The organism is Ancylobacter oerskovii (genome assembly GCF_018390555.1).
Taxonomy (GTDB): domain Bacteria; phylum Pseudomonadota; class Alphaproteobacteria; order Rhizobiales; family Xanthobacteraceae; genus Ancylobacter; species Ancylobacter oerskovii.
Map to the genome: position 1 here is coordinate 216,791 of NZ_JAHBGB010000037.1, position 17,000 is coordinate 233,790.

Consider the following 17,000-nt stretch of genomic DNA (forward strand, 5'->3'; position numbering starts at 1 on the left):
GTCAGCCGACGGCGGCGGGTTGCAGGCAGCTCACGAGATGATGCGCCATGGCGGCGGCGACATCGGTCTCCGTCGTCTTCTGCAGGCCCTTCCAGGCCGGCATGGAATTGACCTCCAGGATCGTGAAGCCGCCGCCGGCCTCCTCGATCAGGTCGACCCCCGCGTAATCGGCGCCCACCGCGGCCGTCGCGGCGATGGCCAGCTCGGCTGCCGCGCCGTCCAGCGGGGCGGGTTCGCCGGCGGCGCCCTGGTGAATATTGGTGATCCAGCGCTCCGACCGCCGCATCATCGCCGCCACCGCACGCCCGCCGACGACGAAGACGCGCCAATCCTGAAACAGCCCGTCCCGGCGGCGTCCCTCGACGAATTCCTGCAGGTAGTAGACACCGCCCACCTTGGTGGCCTCGGGAAGGGGCTCGCGGGCCGCGATCCGGCGCAAGCCCTTGCCCTGCGCGCCGAAAAGCGGTTTCAGCACCGAATCTCCCGGCGCCGAATCGATCAGCGCCTGCATCGCCGCCGGGTCCTCCCGCACGAAGGTGCGCGGGGTCGGCAGCCCCGCTTGGGCGATCAGGAAGCTGGTCATGCTCTTGTCGACGCAGCGCTCGATGGCGCGGGCGTCGTTCATCACCTTCACCCCGAGCTCCCGCAGCGCATGCAACACACCGAGCCGCATGGTGATCTGCTCGGTGGTGCCCTTGGCGATCACCCGGACGAAGGCGGCGGCCGGCAGCTGGCCGTCGAGGCCGGGCAATAGCAGCCCGTGCGGGGTCTCGCCGATGGCGAAGCCGCAATCATTGAGGGAGAGCACGAGCACCCGCAGGCCTTGCCGCTCGATGGCGCGGCACAGGGTGCGGGTGTGCCAGTCGGCATCCTCGGTGAAGATGACGACAAGGTCGCGTACCGGATCGCGCGTCGGCGTCCCGCCAACCATCCTCATGCGAAGGACCGTTCCAGTATCTCGTCGTGGAAGGCCCCGAAGGTGAAGCTGCGTCCGGTTTCCAGCGCGGTGACGGTGACGCGGGCCGGGGAGAACAGCATCGGATCCATGGCGTAGAAATCGCCCTTATAGGCGGTGAAGATCTCCGCGAAGGTACGGCCGTGGTCGCGCGAGGAAGAGGAGGGCAGTCCCTCGGCGAGGTTCCGGGCTTCCTCCTCGGGGCCCGTCACGAAGAGCTGCACGTCGCCACCATAGAGCGTGGCGTCGTTGGTGCGGCCCATGGCGCCGACGAAGTCCGGCGCCGGCGGCGGCAGCGGCGAGGAGCCGATGCCATCCACCACGCGCTCCAGCGGAAAATGCAGCGCATGGGTCTTGTGCAGCGCGACCTCCAGCACCCGCGCGACGATCTGCACCGTGCCGGCGAGGCTGGACGTCGGCGTCAGGATCAGCGTGAGCCGTTCGGGGGCAACGCCGCATTCCTGCGCGATGCGGGCGACCAGGCTGTCCGGCGGGGTACGGTCCACCTCCAGCACCAAGGCGGCGTGATCGGCGCTGTCGCGGTAGCCGAGCTCCTCATAGAGCTTCTCCTTCGCCCACAGCGCGCGACCGGGGCCGGAGCCGAGGGCGAAGAAATCGCCTTCCGACAGGCTCCAGCCGGCATATTGGCTGCCGAGGCAGGCGATGACGGGATCGGCTGTCGTCACGGTGATCATGGTGCCCCAGCGCGGAAACCGCCCGCTGGTGCCGATGCCGACATGGCCGAGGCCGCCGAGGCAGATCTCGGCGATCCGCCGGCCGGCCTCGATGCCGCCGCGCACGCCGATGCCGCCATCGACGATGCGGGCGCCGCAGGGGCTGCGGCTCACGTCGAGCCTCAGCACCTGCGCATCGGCAATCAATGCCTCGACCAGGGGCGCGGACAGCGCAGCTACACTCGGGCGGCGCTCGCTCATGTTTCCCTCCCTCTCCGGCGATTTCCGGCTCGCCTGTTCATATGCCCGCCGCGATGGCCGCGCGGGCGGCAATGTCCGATCCCTAGGCCGACAGCGACCGGGCGAGCTCGAAGGCGTCCTCGAACCCGATGATCAGCGCGGTGTCGGTCGCACGCATCCGCTTCAGAAGCTCGTGCTGCACCTTGTATTTGAGGTGGCCGATGGCCAGGGCGCCGATGCCGAGCGCGCCGCCGCCGATCGGCTTGCCGTCGTCCAGCGCGTCGATGCCGGCGATGCCCGACGGCGGCACCGCGTTGACGTCGGCGGCCACCAGCAGCCCGTGCGCCTCCGCGAGGTGATCGGCGGTCAGGATCTGCACGCCCGCCTTGCCGCAGGCCAGCACCACCTCCGCCTCGGGCATCAGCTTCAGCTTCTCGGCATCGTCCCGCGCGACGGCACTGAGGAGATCGACGCCGAAGCGGACCTTGAAGTCGGCCGCCTTCAGCCGCACCGTGTCGATGTCGCGATGGCTGACGAGGGTCACGTCGGCGCCGGCCTGGGCGGCGATCACCGCCGCGATGCCGCCGACGACGCCGGTGGCGCCATAGACCTGCACTTTCGCGCCCTTGAGGCCGCCCGTCCGCCGTCCGCGCAGCTTGCGCTCGACCTCGGCGATCATCGCCGCCGCGGTGGTGAAGGACCCCGCCGGATCCACGAAGACGGAGATCTGGAAGGGCGGGAACAGTGCCGAGCGGGCCTCCTTCGCCATATCGAGGGCGAGGCTGGCATCCTTGCCGCCGATGAACAGGCCGGTGCGCGAGGCGTGATCCGGGGGACGCGAGAACATCATGTCCTGCGTCAGGTCGACCATCTCCTCCAGCTTCACGTTGGAATAGGGGAGGATGGTCGTATAGCCGGCATCGACGGCCATGTTCACGTCGAAGGGGCTGACGTGCCGGAGCGGCGAGACGATGTGAAGAATCGGCGCTATGTCCGCCATGGCGTTTCATTCTCCTGGGTAGAATCGGGCCGTTGCGGCCTCTGGTCGGGAGAGAGGGTAGCGACGCGGGCTTTCCGCCAATCCGCCGCTTGCGCTGCCCGGGGCAGGCAGGCCGTTCGATCCGCTCGCGCCATTGCTGGCAACTGCTGTCGAAGGCCAGACGAGATACGGCGTGGTGCCGCCCTCGGCTCTTCATTCTTCGGTCGTGGCCAGCGCGCCGGTGGGCGGCGCAGGCGGCGGGGAACCGGCAATTCCGGCCGATGCCGGCGAGCCGGCATCGTGCCATCGCCCTGTTCCGACGACCTCTGGATTCGTATAGCGGCCAGCCGGCCTGCCTGCATAGAGCCCGCCGCGCATTCTCCGCATTTCTCCCGCGCGCCCTGCCGAAATGCCGCAGCTTTTACCGGGCGGACGGGCGCCTGCGAGCAGGGGTCGACACGAAGGCGGGTAGGTGCCGACCCACCTGCGGCATTTTCGACCGACTTCCGCACTGGCGGGACATCCGGCCCGGCGGCCATGTCGCGGTGGCGGCCCGGCCTTGCCGCGGCGTCCGGCGCTCCGGGCGACGGGCAGAGGCGAGCGTTTGCTCATGCCGCTTTGCGCCGGGTGCCCCACCGGGCGGCGGCGAAGGTGAGCGTTGCGTTGTTATCGGGCCGATTGCTGCCCGTCATGGTAAAACCGGCCGGCTTTCGCCGACAAGAGGAAGCGGGCCGAAGATGATCGAAGCATTTGCGGCAGCGGCCTCCGTCATGGTACCGAATCGGAAAATCGGTTCGCGACAGAACGGGCCGGAAGACCGGGAGGACGAGGCGCGATGGCGGTCGATCCTAAAAAGACATTCACCGACAATGAGATAGAGGCGCGCCTGAAGGCCGAGCTGCCCAAGTGGCGGCTGGAAGACGGCTGGATCCGGCGGACCTATCGCACCTCGAGCTGGAAGGGTACGCTGATGGTGATCAATGCCGTCGGCCATCTCGCCGAGGCGGCCTGGCACCACCCCGACATCACCGCCTCCTATGCCTGGGTCGAGGTGCGCCTGATGAGCCACGACGCCAAGGGCGTGACCGAGCGGGACTTTCAACTCGCGAAGAAGATTGAGGAGTTCGTTTCCTGGCGACCGGCGTCGGTCGAGGGAAGCGCCCTGGCGGGGACGCCCGAAGGCGACCTTCGCTTTGCCTATATCAAGCATGATTGAGCACGGCGATGAACAGTGAAACCGGCGCGGGTGCTCCGCTTGTGGTGAAAGACGTGGTCTGCGGCTTCTGCGGGCTCGGCTGCGACGACCTGGAGGTCGAGGTGGCCGGCCGCGAGGTGCGTCCACGGGCTTCGGTATGCCCGGAGGCGGCCCGGCTTCTGCGGCGCCTGGATACCGGGGCCGAGGCCGGGCCGGCGTCCGATGCGGTGTATGGTCGGGCCAGAAAATTGCTCGAGGCGGCACGCGCGCCGGTTTTCGCCGGGCTCGGGGCCGATGTCGATGGTGGGCGGGCGATTCTCGACCTCGCCGCCCGCCATGGCGGGGTGCTGGACCATGCCGTCTCCGACGGGTTGTTTGCCAACTATGCGGCGGCGCAGCGCACCGGCTGGCTGGCGACGACGCTGGCGGAGGTGCGCAATCATTGCGACGTGCTCCTGGTCGTCGGCGAGGACCCGTCGGCGAGCTTCGGGCGGTTCTTCGAACGGGCACTGCCGACCGACCCGCTTTTCGCGGCGTCGCGCCAGGTCATCGTGCTCGGCGGCACGCTCGGGGCCGCGGCCCGGAGGCAGCTCGGCGCGGCCGGGGTGACGGAGATCGCCGCCGAGGACCTCACGGCGGCGCTTTCCGCCCTGACGCAGATGGTCGCCGGCCCCGCGCCACGCGGGACGTCCTTCGGCGGGGCGGCAGCGGACGCGCTGGAGGCGGCGGCGGCGGCGCTGAAGGCGGCCGCCTATGCGGTGGCGGTGTGGAACGCCGCGGCGCTCGAGGATGCCGACCTGATCGCGGAGCGGGCGACGCGGCTCGTCGACGCGCTCAACATCACGACGCGGGCGGGCGTGTTTCCGCTGGGCGGGCGCGACAACATCATCGGCATCAACCAGCTGCTGCTGTGGCGCCTCGGCTATCCGCTGCGCACGGCCATACGCGGGGAAACGTCCGAGCACGATTCCGCGCTCTACGCGACCGAGGCGGCGCTGAAGGACGCCGATCTGCTGGTCTGGGTCTCGGCGTTCCGGCCGGAGCCGCCGCCGGCCTTCGGCGGGCCGGTGATCGTCATCGGCCATCCCGATACCCAGTTCGCCACGCCGCCCGAGGTTTTCATCCCGGTCGGCACGCCGGGAGTTGACCACGCCGGCACCGTGTTCAGAATGGATGCAATTGTAAGCCTGCCGCTCGGCGCCTTGCGCGTCGCGACGCTCCCCAGCGTCGCCGAGGCTGTGCGCCGGCTGGAGCCCGTCCGCTAGGGGACAGGACCCGGCCGTTCAACCGAGAACCCCGCTTTCCGCCCGACGTTCGCGTCGGCGGGGCAGGGGTTCCGAGCGGGAGGGGACGACATGCGTATCAGGCTCAAGGGCGGGCGGGTGCTCGACCCGGCACATGGCGAGAACGCCGTGGCGCGCGACGTCGAGTTCGTCGACGGCCGCATCGTCGCGGCGACCCGCGAGAAGGCCGATGCCGAGCACGAGCTCGGCGGCGCCGTGGTGATGGCCGGCGGCATCGACCTGCACAGCCATATCGCCGGCGGCAAGATGAACCTGGCCCGGCTGCTGATGCAGGAGGACCGGCGGGCGCATCCCGAGCCGGCGCTGCCCGGCTTTTCCGGTGCCGCTTGCGGCTGCGGCGGCGGGCGGGCGGTGCCGACCGCCCATGCCACCGGCTGCCGCTATGCCGAGCTCGGCTACACCACGGTGTTCGAGCCGGCGATGCTGGGCTCGAATGCGCGCTCGGCGCATCTCGAGATGGCGGATATCCCCAATCTCGACACCGGCGCCTATCTGGTGCTCGGCAATGACGACTTCATCCTGCGGCTGATCAAGGCCGGCGCGCCGCAGGAGGAGATCAACGCCTATGTCGGCTGGATGCTGAAGGCGACGCAGGCCTTCGCCATCAAGATCGTCAATCCCGGCGGCATCAACGCCTTCAAGTTCAACGCCCGCAAGCTGGATCTCGACGAGGCCAACCCGCATTACGAGGTGACGCCGCGCACGGTGCTGACCACGCTGATCCGCGCGGTGACCGAGCTCGGCGTGCCGCACCCGATCCACCTGCATGGTTGCAATCTCGGCGTGCCCGGCAATGACGAGACCACGCTCGCCACCATCGCCGCCGCCGAGGGCCGGCGGCTGCACCTGACGCATCTGCAGTTCCACAGCTACGGCACCGAGGGCGACCGGCGCTTCTCCTCCTCCGCCGCGCGCATCGCCGCGATGGTGAACGCCAACCCCAACATCTCCGTGGATGTCGGGCAGGTGATGTTCGGCCAGACGGTGACCGCCTCGGCCGACTACATGTCGCAATACCGCAACCGCGGCCTCGCCTCGCCGAAGAAGTCGATCGGCATGGACATCGAGCTCGACGCCGGCTGCGGGGTGGTGCCGTTCGAATATCGCGACAGGAACTTCGTCAACGCGCTGCAATGGGCGATCGGGCTGGAGCTGTTCCTGCTGGTGGAGGATCCCTGGCGGATATTCCTGACCACCGACCACCCCAATGGCGGGCCGTTCACCACCTATCCGCACCTGATCCGGCTGCTGATGGACCGCGATTTCCGCAACGCCCAGCTCGCCACCCTCAACAAGACCGCGCAGGCCCACACGCTGCTGGCGCAGATCACCCGCGAATATTCGCTGGAGGAGATCGCCATCCTCACCCGGGCGGCGCCGGCGCGGATATTGGGGCTCAAGGACAAGGGGCACCTGGCGCCGGGGGCGGTGGCCGACATCGCCGTGCACGAGGAGAACGCCGACCGGGAGGCGATGTTCTCCAGGGCGAAGCTGGTGTTCAAGAACGGACGGCTGATCGTGCGGGACGGCGAGGTGATCGACCTGGCGCCGGGCACCACCCATGTGGTCCGCACGGATTTCGACACCGCCATCGAGAGCAAGCTCGACACTTGGTTCGACCGCGCGGTCGGGCTGAAGGCCAAGCATTTCCGCCTGTCCGACGGCGAGTTGCGCGGCGGGCGCGGGCCGACGGTGCTCAATTGCGTGGGAGGCGCGTCGTGATGGCTGTCATGGCGATGCGGTCGCTCATCACGTTTTCCGCCGTGCGCCCCCTCACTCCACCGCTCTCCCCAATGGGGAGAGGGAGCAGGGCCGATCTGGTGGAGCCGTTCTTCACCTCTCCCCGCGGGGGAGAGGTCGCCGCGCAGCGGCGGGTGAGGGGGGGCGACGCTGGCCGCTCCCGGCCCAAGGCGTGGATGCCCGGATCACGTCCGGGCATGACGTTCTTCTTGCGGACACCGGACTTCACAAGGCGCGACGCCATGGCCGGACCAGGCCTGGCCATCCACGCCTTCGACACGGCCGACCGGGGGGCCTCCCGATGATCGTCAACGGCGTCGAGATACGCGACAGCTTCGCCGAGGCCTTCCCGATGGTGGGCACGCGGCTGATCATCACCGCCGACACGCCGGACTGGGCGATGACGGCGGCGCGCGTCACCACCGGCTTCGCCACCTCGGTGATCGGCTGCGGCTGCGAGGCGGGGGTGGAGCGGGTGATCCCGCCCGAGGACACGCCCGACGGCCGGCCGGGGGTGGCGATCCTGATCTTCGCCATGGACTTCAAGGGATTGAAGACCGTGGTGCCGCTGCGGCTGGGCCAATGCGTCCTCACCTGCCCGACCACCGCCTGCTATGCCGGCGTCGAGGGTGGCAAGAGAGTGCCGCTGGCCAAGACCATCCGCTATTTCGGCGACGGCTTCCAGACGTCGAAGAAGTTCGGCGACAAGCGCTTCTGGCGCGTGCCGGTGATGGATGGCGAGTTCGTCTGCGACGAGGACACCGGCTCGGTGGAAGGCGTCGGCGGCGGCAATATCCTGATCCTCGCCCGCTCCCGAGGGCAGGCGCTGCACGCCGCCGAGCAGGCGGTGAAGGCGATGAGCAAGGTCGAAGGGGTGATCCTGCCGTTTCCCGGCGGGGTGGTGCGCTCGGGCTCCAAGGTCGGCTCGAAATACAAGGCACTGTTCGCCTCCACCAACGATGCCTATTGCCCGACCCTGCGCGGGGTGGGGGCCTCGGCGCTGCCCGAGGAGGTCGGCAGCGTGATGGAGATCGTCATCGACGGGGTGAGCTTCGAGGCGGTGGCGCAGGCCACCCGCGCGGGCATCGAGGCGGTGTGCGAGGTGGGCGCCGCGCGTGGCGTGGTCGCCATCGACGCCGGCAATTACGGCGGCAATCTCGGCCCGTTCCACTTCAAGCTGCGCGAGATCATGGGAGGCGGGGCATGAGTGTCGTGCTGCGGCTGAAGGCGCCGCTTGCCGCGCGGCTCGATCTCGAAGGGCTGACGCCCGCCGCGCTGGCCGGCAAGGCGCCGGCCGAGGTGGAGGCGATCGCGCTGCCGCATGGCGGCCGGAGCGTGGCGCTCGGGGAACTGTTCGCGATACGTGCCGGGACCGAGGGGCGGCTGGTGCTGGAGGGCGGCGATGCGCGCCTCGACGGCGTGGGCGCCGGCCTCGCGGCCGGGGAAATCCTCGTGGAGGGCGATGTCGGCGCCCATGCCGGTCGCGGCATGGCGGGTGGCGTGCTGCGCATCGGCGGCCATGCCGGCGACGAGCTTGCGGCCGGGCTGACCGGCGGACGGATCGAGATCGACGGCAATGCCGGGGCGCGGGCCGGGGCGGCGCCGTCCGGCGCGCGGCGCGGCATGGCCGGCGGCGTGGTGCTCATTCGCGGCCATGCCGGGGAACGTGCCGGCGAACGCCAGCGCGGCGGGCTGATTCTCATCGAGGGCGATGCCGGCGCGGAGGCGGCCACCGACATGATCGCCGGCACGCTGGCGGTCGGCGGCCGGTTCGCCCCCGGCGCCGGGCGGGGCATGAAGCGCGGCACGCTGATCGCCCGCGCGACGCCGGATCTCGCCGAAGGCTTCGCCGATACCGGCACGCACGATCTGGTGGCGCTGCGGCTGATCGCCCGCCGCGTGCCGGATCTCGCCGGGCTGATCGCCGCCGCCGTCCGGGCGCGCCGACTGGTCGGCGACCGGTTGCAGGGCGGGCTGGGCGAGGTTCTGGTCCTCGAAGAGGGCGCCGCCTCGCCCGCGTGACGCCGTGCCGCACCTCCGCAAGCCGCCTGCCGAAGGGATATGCGGCGAATTGTCGAGTGCCTGCCGGCCTCGGGAACGATGCTTAGTCTAGGATCGTTCCAGGCAAGGCGCTAAGCTTCAACCGGGTCAAGCGCCGCAGCGATGGCGCCGTTCAAGACAAGCACTTAGGAAGGACTCCCATGAACCGTCTTCTCGCCGCCGCCACTCTCCTCGCCCTCGGCTCCACCGTGGCCCTCGCCGATGGCGACGCCACCAAGGGCGCCAACGTCTTCAAGAAATGCATGGCCTGCCACGCCGTCGGCGAGGGCGCCAAGAACAAGGTGGGGCCGGAGCTGAACGGCATCGTCGGCCGCAAGATGGGCGCGGTGGAAGGCTTCAACTATTCCGACACGCTGAAGGAGCACGGCGCCAAGGGCGACACCTGGACCGCCGAGCAGCTCAGCACCTATCTCGCCAATCCGCGCCAGGCGATGCCGGGCGTGAAGATGGTGTTCGCCGGCCTGCCCAAGGACGACGATCGCGCCGACCTGATCGCCTATCTCTCGCAGTACGACGCCAGCGGCGCCAAGAAGCCGTGAGCTTCGCCGCGGCCTGAGCGGCCGCGGTGCCGCCGGGGCGACCCGTCGCGGCCGGCGCGTCCGGCCGCCTGCCGTGATCCGGGGGAGCGTTCGCGCGTTTCCGGGGCGGCCGCCTTCCGCGTGGAGGGCAGGACAGGGAGGCGAATGGGCAATCGCATGGCCATGAGAATCCCGCCGAGAATCCCGCGGAATATCCCGCCCCGGCCCTCGCATGGATTTCCCGGGCTTCCCGCACTGAACCGCCGCGCCGCGCTCGCCCTCGGGGCGTTCGCGGCCGTCGGCGTTTCGGCGGGTGCCTTCGCGCCCCCCTGCGGCTGCGCCTTTGCCGCGGCCGATGGCGCGCTGTCGCTCGACGAGATCGCGCCGGGGGTGTTCGTGCATCGCGCGCCCTATGAAGTGCTGGCGCCGGACAATGACGGCGCCATCGCCAATGTCGGCCTGATCGTCGGCGCCGAGGCGGCGGCGGTGATCGACACCGGCAACAGTCATATCGCCGGCCTGCGGCTGCGCGAGGCGGCCCGCCGCGTCACCGACCGGCCGATCCGCTATGTCGTCAACACCCACATGCATCCCGACCATGTGCTCGGCAACTCCGCCTTCGAAGGGGAGGGCGTGCGCTTCGTCGGCCATCGCAAGCTGCCGCGCGCGCTCTCCGTGCGGGCCGAGACCTATCTCGACCAGGTGAAGCGGCTGCTCGGCCCGGCGGGGGAGGGCACGCGCATCGTGCTGCCGGACCTCCTGGTGGAGGACCGGCTGGTGCTCGATCTCGGCGGCCGTCCGCTCGAATTCGAGGCGCATCCGACCGCCCATACCGACAACGACCTGACGATTCGCGATTCGGCGAGCGGGACGTGGTTTCTCGGCGACCTGCTCTTCGTCGGCCATGTGCCGACGCTCGACGGCAGCCTGCAGGGATGGCTGTCGGTGCTGGACCGCCTGGCGGCCCGCGCCGCGTCCCGGGCGGTGCCCGGCCACGGGCCGGCGAGCGTCGAATGGCCGGCCGCCATGGCCGCCGAGCGGGCCTATCTGGAGGATCTGCGTACCGACGTGCGGCGCTTCATCGCAGACGGTGTCCCGATGGGGGAAGCCGCCGAGCGGGCAGGGCGGTCGCAGGCGCGGTCCTGGGCGCTGTTCGACGAGTTCAACGCCCGCAACGCAATAGCGGCCTATCACGAATTCGAGTGGGAATGATCCCGGCGGGGCGCCACGGCCGGAAGCTGCCCCCGGCGCAAACGCTGGCGGCGACGGCGTTAGCCGGCGAAATGGATCGAAGTCGCTGTGAAATCCAAGTATTTCGCTCTGGTATACAGTACATCAATTCGCAGGTGCAGCAAAGAATAAGCTGCTGCAGCAAAATCATAATAAGAGAGATTTCGCGGGCCGGTTCTTATTGCGCGTTGTTCAAAATCGGTCTAGGGTCATGACATCTCCGGCTTCAATGAATTTTCGGGGTCCAAAGCTCCGAAATTCACTTCGTAGGCCAGCTTGGGGCGAGGGCCCCCGTGATTTCCGGCTGTTCTCCCCCCAGCCGGTCGTGACACGCTGTCGGAGATGAACGTGAAAAGAGAACAATAAACCGCTCACGGCATCGCTGAACACAGCTTTCTGTGACCGGAGGAACGCGTTGAGGAGGAGATATACGCATGCGCAAGCTTGCCTGTGCGGCGCTGCTGATGGGTGTTGCCGTCTATGCTTGGCCTGCCGCGGCCAATGACGGACTGACCAAGATCATCAAGGACCCCAAGCAATGGGGTATTCAGACCGGTGACTACGCCAACACCCGGTATTCCAAGCTCGATCAGATCAACGCCGGCAATGTCGGCAAGCTGCAGGTAGCGTGGAGCTTCTCCACCGGCGTACTGCGCGGCCACGAAGGCGGGCCGCTGATCATCGGCGACGTGATGTATGTTCACACGCCCTTCCCGAACATCGTCTACGCGCTCGATCTCAATAATGACGGCCGGATCCTCTGGAAATACGAGCCCAAGCAGGACCCGAACGTCATCCCGGTGATGTGCTGCGACACGGTCAACCGCGGCCTCGCCTTTTCCGACGGCCTGATCTACCTGCACCAGGCCGACACCACCCTCGTCGCGCTGGACGCCAAGACCGGCGAGAAGAAGTGGTCGGTCGTCAACGGCGACCCGAAGAAGGGCGAGACCAACACCGCCACCGTGCTGCCGGTGAAGGACAAGGTCATCGTCGGCATCTCCGGCGGCGAGTTCGGCGTGCGCTGCCACGTCACCGCCTATGACTCGAAGACCGGCAAGCAGGTCTGGCGCGGCTACTCCATGGGCCCGGACAGCGACCTCCTGGTCGACCCGGAGAAGACCACTGCGCTCGGCAAGCCGATCGGCAAGGATAGTTCGCTGAAGACCTGGGAAGGCGATCAGTGGAAGATCGGTGGCGGCTGCACCTGGGGCTGGTACTCCTACGACCCCGAGACCAACCTGGTCTATTACGGCTCGGGCAACCCCTCGACCTGGAACCCCAAGCAGCGTCCCGGCGACAACAAGTGGTCGATGACCGTCTGGGCGCGTGACGCCGACACCGGCGTCGCCAAGTGGGTCTACCAGATGACCCCCCACGACGAGTGGGACTATGACGGCGTCAACGAGATGATCCTCACGGATCAGCAGTTCAACGGCGCGCCGCGCAAGCTGCTGACCCACTTCGACCGCAACGGCTTCGGCTACACGCTGGACCGCGTGTCGGGCGAACTGCTCGTCGCCGAGAAGTATGACCCGTCGGTCAACTGGGCCACCAAGGTCGACATGGACAAGAACAGCCCGACCTTCGGTCGTCCGCTGGTCGTGGCCAAGTATTCGACCGAGCAGAACGGCGAAGACGTGAACTCGAAGGGCATCTGCCCGGCGGCGCTCGGCACCAAGGACCAGCAGCCGGCGGCGTTCTCGCCCAAGACCAACCTCTTCTACGTGCCGACCAACCACGTCTGCATGGACTACGAGCCGTTCCGCGTCAGCTACACCGCGGGCCAGCCCTATGTCGGTGCCACCCTGTCGATGTTCCCCGCGCCGAACAGCCATGGCGGCATGGGCAACTTCATCGCCTGGGACAACACCAAGGGCAAGATCGTGTGGTCGCTGAAGGAGCCCTTCTCGGTGTGGTCGGGCGCGCTCGCCACCGCCGGCGACGTGGTCTTCTACGGCACGCTCGAAGGCTACCTGAAGGCGGTCGACGCCAAGACGGGCAAGGAACTCTACAAGTTCAAGACCCCGTCGGGCATCATCGGCAACGTCACCACCTATGAGCATGGCGGCAAGCAGTACATCGCCATCCTCTCCGGTGTCGGCGGCTGGGCGGGCATCGGCCTGGCGGCTGGCCTGACCGATCCGAATGCCGGTCTCGGCGCGGTCGGCGGCTATGCGGCCCTGTCGAACTACACCAACCTCGGCGGCCAGCTCACCGTCTTCGCAATTCCCAACTGACGGAGATCGCCGTCCCCCCGGGGACGGCGCCTCCCACCGACCGACGGCAAAGGGGCCTGGCCATCGTCAAGGCGATGAGCCGGGCCCCCGCGTCTCGGCGCCCTGAACTTTATGAGAATCTTAGAATCATCCCAGGTCGCGTGCCGTCTGCCGCTCGCATCTCGGCGCATTCCGACCCTCAATTCTGGCCTGGTGCCTTCGGGAGTGACTCCATGACGATTTCTGTTTTCGGACGGTCGAACCCCAGCCCGGCGCGTGCGCGCCTCGCCGGGAGCGCGCCGTCCGCGTTGCTGGCCATCGCTCCGCTGGTCATCTGCCTCGCCCTGTCGCCCGTCGCCGCGCAGGCGCAGGAGCAGCCCGCCGCGCCGAACACGGTTGGTACCGCCCCCGACGGCTCCAAGACCCATGGCGGCCAGGAAGCGACCAAGGACGACCTGGGCAAGTACACGCTGCCCGACGGCTCGCCCACCTATCACATCACTTCCGACGGCACGCTGGACTGGTACGCCTATTCCGGCTACCGCCGCTACCACGCGGAATGCCATGTCTGCCACGGCCCGGACGGCATGGGCTCGACCTACGCCCCGGCGCTCGCCAACTCGCTGAAGAACCTGACCTATGAGCAGTTCACCGAGATCGTGGTGAACGGCAAGAAGACCGTCGGCGTCGGCACGGCGGACCAGGTGATGCCGGCCTTCGGCGAGAACCTCAACGTCATGTGCTATCTCGACGACCTCTATGTCTACCTCAAGGCCCGTGCCGACGGGGCGATGGACCGCACCCGCCCGAGCAAGCGCGAGGACAAGACGAAGGCCTATGGCGACAATGAGAACCAGTGCTTCGGCCGGAACTAGTCCGGTGAACCGCTCCACCGGACGTCGCCGCGGCGCTGCCGGCGCCGGAACGGCGGCGCTGGCCGGCCTCGTGCTGGCCGCGCTGCTGCCGGCGACGGCGGGCGCGCAGGTCTCCGACCTCGTCGACCGCTCGACGCTGAGGGTGTGCGCCGACCCGGCCAACATGCCCTTCACCAACGAGAAGGGGGAGGGATTCGAGAACCGGATCGCCGACCTGCTCGCCAAGAAGCTGAACGTGCCGCTGGACTATACCTGGTTTCCGCAGGCGACCGGCTTCTACCGCATGACGCTCGGCCTCAAGCGCTGCGACATCGTCATGGGCTATGTCGCCGGCGGCGACCCGGTGCTGAACACCAATCCCTACTACAAATCGGCCTGGGTGCTGATCACCCGCAAGGGCGGCCCGCTCGACGGGGTGGACACCCTGGCGGATCCGCGCCTCAAGGGCCTGCATGTCGGCATCGTCGCCGGCTCCCCGGCGGGCGACCACCTGCAGCGCAACGGGTTGATGGGCTTCGCCCGGCCCTATGCGCTGATGGTCGACCGCCGTTTCGAGAACCCGGCCGAGCAGATGATCGCCGACATCAATGCCGGCACCATCGACGCCGGCATCTTGTGGGGGCCGATCGGCGGCTATTATGCCCGCCGCTCCGAGGCGCCGCTCAATGTCGTGCCGCTCACCAAGGAGCGCGGCGACCCGCAGATGGTCTACCGGATCACCTTCGGCATCCGTCCCGGCGAGCTGAACTGGAAGCACCAGCTGAACGAGTTCATCACCGGCGCGCAGCCGGAGATCAATCGCCTATTGCTGGATTACGGCGTGCCGCTGCTGGACGAGCGCAACCAGCCGATCGAGGCCGGCAAATGACCGCGCGGGCGGCGAGGCGAGGGGAGCCGGCCCGCGGGGCGGCCCTCTCCGACCGCCTGCTGCCGAGCTCGCCCATGGTGCGGCTCGCCTGGCTCGGCATGGCCGGGCTCGCCGTGGCGCTGATCGCCTTCACGCCGGCCAAGGCGCAGAACCCCGCCGAGGGAAAGCCGCCGGAGACGGTGGCCGAGCCGGAGAGCTACCGCATGGACGCCTATCGCGCGCCGACGCCGGCGACGCTGAAGGGCGCCCATGTGATCGATACCGGCGAGGCGGAGCGGCTGTGGCGGGCCAAGGCGGCGCTGTTCGTCGACGTGCTGCCGCGCGATGTGAAGCCGGCAAACCTTGCCCCCGGCACCGTGTGGCGGGACAAGCCGCGCGACCATCTTCCCGGCAGCACCTGGCTACCCAATGTCGGGTATGGCGCGCTGAGCGAGGCGATGGACGCCTATTTCCGCCGCAGCCTTGAGGCGCTCACCGCCGGCCTGCGCGAGGCGCCGCTGGTGTTCTACTGCCTCACCGATTGCTGGATGTCGTGGAACGCCGCCAAGCGGGCGATGGCATATGGCTATACCGACGTCGCCTGGTATCCGGCCGGCAGCGACGGCTGGTCCCGGGCCGGCCTGCCGCTCGAGCGCGCCGAACCGCGCGAGTGAGCCGGCGCACCGCCTGAGCGCGGCGCATCCTGCATGCGATCATCCCGACGTCCGGCCCCCAGCCTTGGGAAGCTCGCGGCTTCGCGCGGGCCGTTCCCCGCGCCAGGCGCCGCATGCGGCCGAATGCTTCGCGCAACCGCCCCCATCCCGACGCTCCGGCTGTTCGCCCGGCCTCGCCGCGCTACACTTGCCGGGACAGGGGAGGGCGAGCGCATGGATCGGCATCTCATACGTGCCGTCGTCTACTGGCTGGCGGGTCACTGGGTGAGCGGCGCGGGCTTCATGGCGGCGGCGCTGCTGGCGCTGGCGCCGCTGCTGGCACAGGTGCTGGAGCCGCCGCTGCTGCTCGTCTTCCTGCACGGCCCGGTCTATATGCTGCACCAGATCGAGGAGCATGCGGGCGACCGCTTCCGCCGCTTCGTCAATACGCGGCTGCTGCACGACCCGGATGGCTTGACCGTGGCGGCGGTGCTGGTTGTCAACCTGCCGCTGGTATGGGGAGTGAACCTTGCCGCCCTGTATGCGGCCGTGCTGTGCGGACCCGCCGCCGGGCTGGTGGCACCCTATGCGATGATCGTCAATGCCGTGATCCATCTGGCGGCGGCGCTGCGGCTGCGCAGCTACAATCCCGGCCTCGTCACCGCCCTCCTGCTGTTCCTGCCGCTCGGCCTCGCTACGCTGGCGGCGGTCGGCATGCAGGCCGGCATCGCCGCCCATCTCGGCGGGCTCGCGCTTGCCGTGCTGCTGCACGCGCTGATCGTCGTGCATGTCGCGCGGCGCCTTCGGGGACGCCGCGCGACGGCAAAGTGAGAGGCGCGCGGCCTTCACTCCATCTGCGAGCGGATCGCGCGGGCGAGCGCGAAGGCGCGCTGCTCCAGGATGACCGGGCTCTCGCACACCGCCGTCACCGCCTGGGTGCGGGTGTCGTAGATGCGGGTATCCCACAGGAGCTGCTTCTCGGCATCGGCGGCCTTGGCCTTGTCGGCATCGCTGTCGGCGGCCTTCTTCAGCCGTGCCACCTCCAGGCTCTCCTGCCGGATGCGGTCGGACAGGTCGATCTGGTGCTTCGAATAGCGCTCGATGCCGGTGAGGATGCGTGCGCGCAGGCCGTTGATCTGGTCGAACACGCCGGCGAACAGCAGGGTGAGGCGCTTGTCCTTGTCGGCGCCGGCCTGCTTGGCGAACGCCTCGATCTTCGCATCGGCGTCCTCGATCGGGGTGCGGCGGGCGGCGAGCACCGGCACCAGATCGCCCACCGCGGGATCGGCGCGCCAGTCGAGGCCCTCTATGGACGGGCCGTCCCACATCTGCGCGGCGGCGAGGCTTTCGACGCGCGGCTGGATGCAGGGCCACAGGCTCCCGGCGGCGGGGCTCGCCGCCTGTGCCGCCGGCGCGGCGATGAGGAGGGCGGCAGCGAGGCCGGCCCGCAGGGGAGCGGATATCCCGCCCTTGGGGCGCATGCGCGTGAGGATCATTGGCGTCTCCCGGC

At 69.0% G+C, this 17,000-nt stretch carries 16 protein-coding genes; 12 read left to right on the forward strand and 4 right to left on the reverse strand.

Translation table 11 applies throughout. The features are described 5' to 3' along the window. Position 1: 1 nt before the first annotated feature. From KHC19_RS17565 to KHC19_RS17575, 3 genes are all read right to left on the reverse strand, one after another. Positions 2–937, reverse strand: coding sequence for a RimK family alpha-L-glutamate ligase (locus tag KHC19_RS17565; RefSeq protein WP_246549069.1), 936 nt, complete (start codon positions 935–937; stop codon positions 2–4). Beyond that, positions 934–1,890, reverse strand: coding sequence for a methenyltetrahydromethanopterin cyclohydrolase (mch, locus tag KHC19_RS17570; protein WP_213353793.1), 957 nt, complete (start codon positions 1,888–1,890; stop codon positions 934–936). The genes KHC19_RS17565 and mch overlap by 4 nt, the downstream gene beginning before the upstream one ends. 82 nt (positions 1,891–1,972) lie before the next feature. Continuing rightward, positions 1,973–2,869 carry an NAD(P)-dependent methylenetetrahydromethanopterin dehydrogenase gene (locus KHC19_RS17575; RefSeq protein WP_213353795.1) on the reverse strand — a complete coding sequence of 299 codons (897 nt, stop codon included), beginning with the start codon at positions 2,867–2,869 and terminating at the stop codon, positions 1,973–1,975. 814 nt (positions 2,870–3,683) lie between these two features. Here KHC19_RS17575 and KHC19_RS17580 point away from each other — a divergent pair. The 12 genes from KHC19_RS17580 (at position 3,684) to KHC19_RS17635 (ending at position 16,321) form a co-directional block, all read left to right on the forward strand. Beyond that, complete coding sequence (locus tag KHC19_RS17580; protein ID WP_213353797.1) at positions 3,684–4,064, forward strand: 4a-hydroxytetrahydrobiopterin dehydratase; 381 nt, start codon at positions 3,684–3,686, stop codon at positions 4,062–4,064. 8 nt (positions 4,065–4,072) lie between these two features. Then, positions 4,073–5,308: a molybdopterin-binding domain-containing protein gene (locus KHC19_RS17585; RefSeq protein ID WP_213353799.1), complete on the forward strand. Its 1,236-nt coding sequence runs from the start codon at positions 4,073–4,075 to the stop codon at positions 5,306–5,308. A 90-nt stretch (positions 5,309–5,398) separates the two neighbouring features. Beyond that, a complete protein-coding gene (locus KHC19_RS17590) occupies positions 5,399–7,069 on the forward strand; it encodes a formylmethanofuran dehydrogenase subunit A (RefSeq protein WP_213353800.1) in 1,671 nt (556 codons plus the stop codon). 319 nt (positions 7,070–7,388) lie between these two features. After that, a complete protein-coding gene (fhcD, locus tag KHC19_RS17595) occupies positions 7,389–8,294 on the forward strand; it encodes a formylmethanofuran--tetrahydromethanopterin N-formyltransferase (RefSeq protein ID WP_213353802.1) in 906 nt (301 codons plus the stop codon). After that, positions 8,291–9,109 (forward strand): formylmethanofuran dehydrogenase subunit C, encoded by an 819-nt coding sequence (locus KHC19_RS17600; protein WP_213353804.1) that lies wholly within the window; start codon positions 8,291–8,293, stop codon positions 9,107–9,109. The genes fhcD and KHC19_RS17600 overlap by 4 nt, the downstream gene beginning before the upstream one ends. Before the next feature lie 179 nt (positions 9,110–9,288). Further along, complete coding sequence (locus KHC19_RS17605) at positions 9,289–9,687, forward strand: c-type cytochrome (RefSeq protein ID WP_213353806.1); 399 nt, start codon at positions 9,289–9,291, stop codon at positions 9,685–9,687. Between the two features lie 162 nt (positions 9,688–9,849). Next, complete coding sequence (locus KHC19_RS17610; RefSeq protein WP_213354226.1) at positions 9,850–10,878, forward strand: quinoprotein relay system zinc metallohydrolase 2; 1,029 nt, start codon at positions 9,850–9,852, stop codon at positions 10,876–10,878. A gap of 452 nt (positions 10,879–11,330) precedes the next feature. Then, the gene (xoxF5, locus tag KHC19_RS17615) at positions 11,331–13,136 is read left to right on the forward strand and encodes a lanthanide-dependent methanol dehydrogenase XoxF5 (RefSeq protein WP_213353808.1); all 1,806 of its coding nucleotides are present in this window, start codon (positions 11,331–11,333) and stop codon (positions 13,134–13,136) included. Positions 13,137–13,348: 212 nt separating this feature from the next. After that, the gene (locus KHC19_RS17620) at positions 13,349–13,990 is read left to right on the forward strand and encodes a c-type cytochrome, methanol metabolism-related (protein ID WP_213353810.1); all 642 of its coding nucleotides are present in this window, start codon (positions 13,349–13,351) and stop codon (positions 13,988–13,990) included. Positions 13,991–13,994: 4 nt separating this feature from the next. Continuing rightward, positions 13,995–14,858 (forward strand): substrate-binding domain-containing protein, encoded by an 864-nt coding sequence (locus tag KHC19_RS17625; RefSeq protein WP_343207749.1) that lies wholly within the window; start codon positions 13,995–13,997, stop codon positions 14,856–14,858. A 74-nt stretch (positions 14,859–14,932) separates the two neighbouring features. Continuing rightward, a complete protein-coding gene (locus KHC19_RS17630; RefSeq protein ID WP_213354228.1) occupies positions 14,933–15,511 on the forward strand; it encodes a PQQ-dependent catabolism-associated CXXCW motif protein in 579 nt (192 codons plus the stop codon). A 213-nt stretch (positions 15,512–15,724) separates the two neighbouring features. After that, positions 15,725–16,321: an HXXEE domain-containing protein gene (locus KHC19_RS17635; RefSeq protein ID WP_213353814.1), complete on the forward strand. Its 597-nt coding sequence runs from the start codon at positions 15,725–15,727 to the stop codon at positions 16,319–16,321. 14 nt (positions 16,322–16,335) lie between these two features. Here KHC19_RS17635 and KHC19_RS17640 read toward each other — a convergent pair whose 3' ends face one another. Further along, complete coding sequence (locus KHC19_RS17640) at positions 16,336–16,986, reverse strand: hypothetical protein (RefSeq protein WP_246549071.1); 651 nt, start codon at positions 16,984–16,986, stop codon at positions 16,336–16,338. Positions 16,987–17,000: the final 14 nt, after the last annotated feature.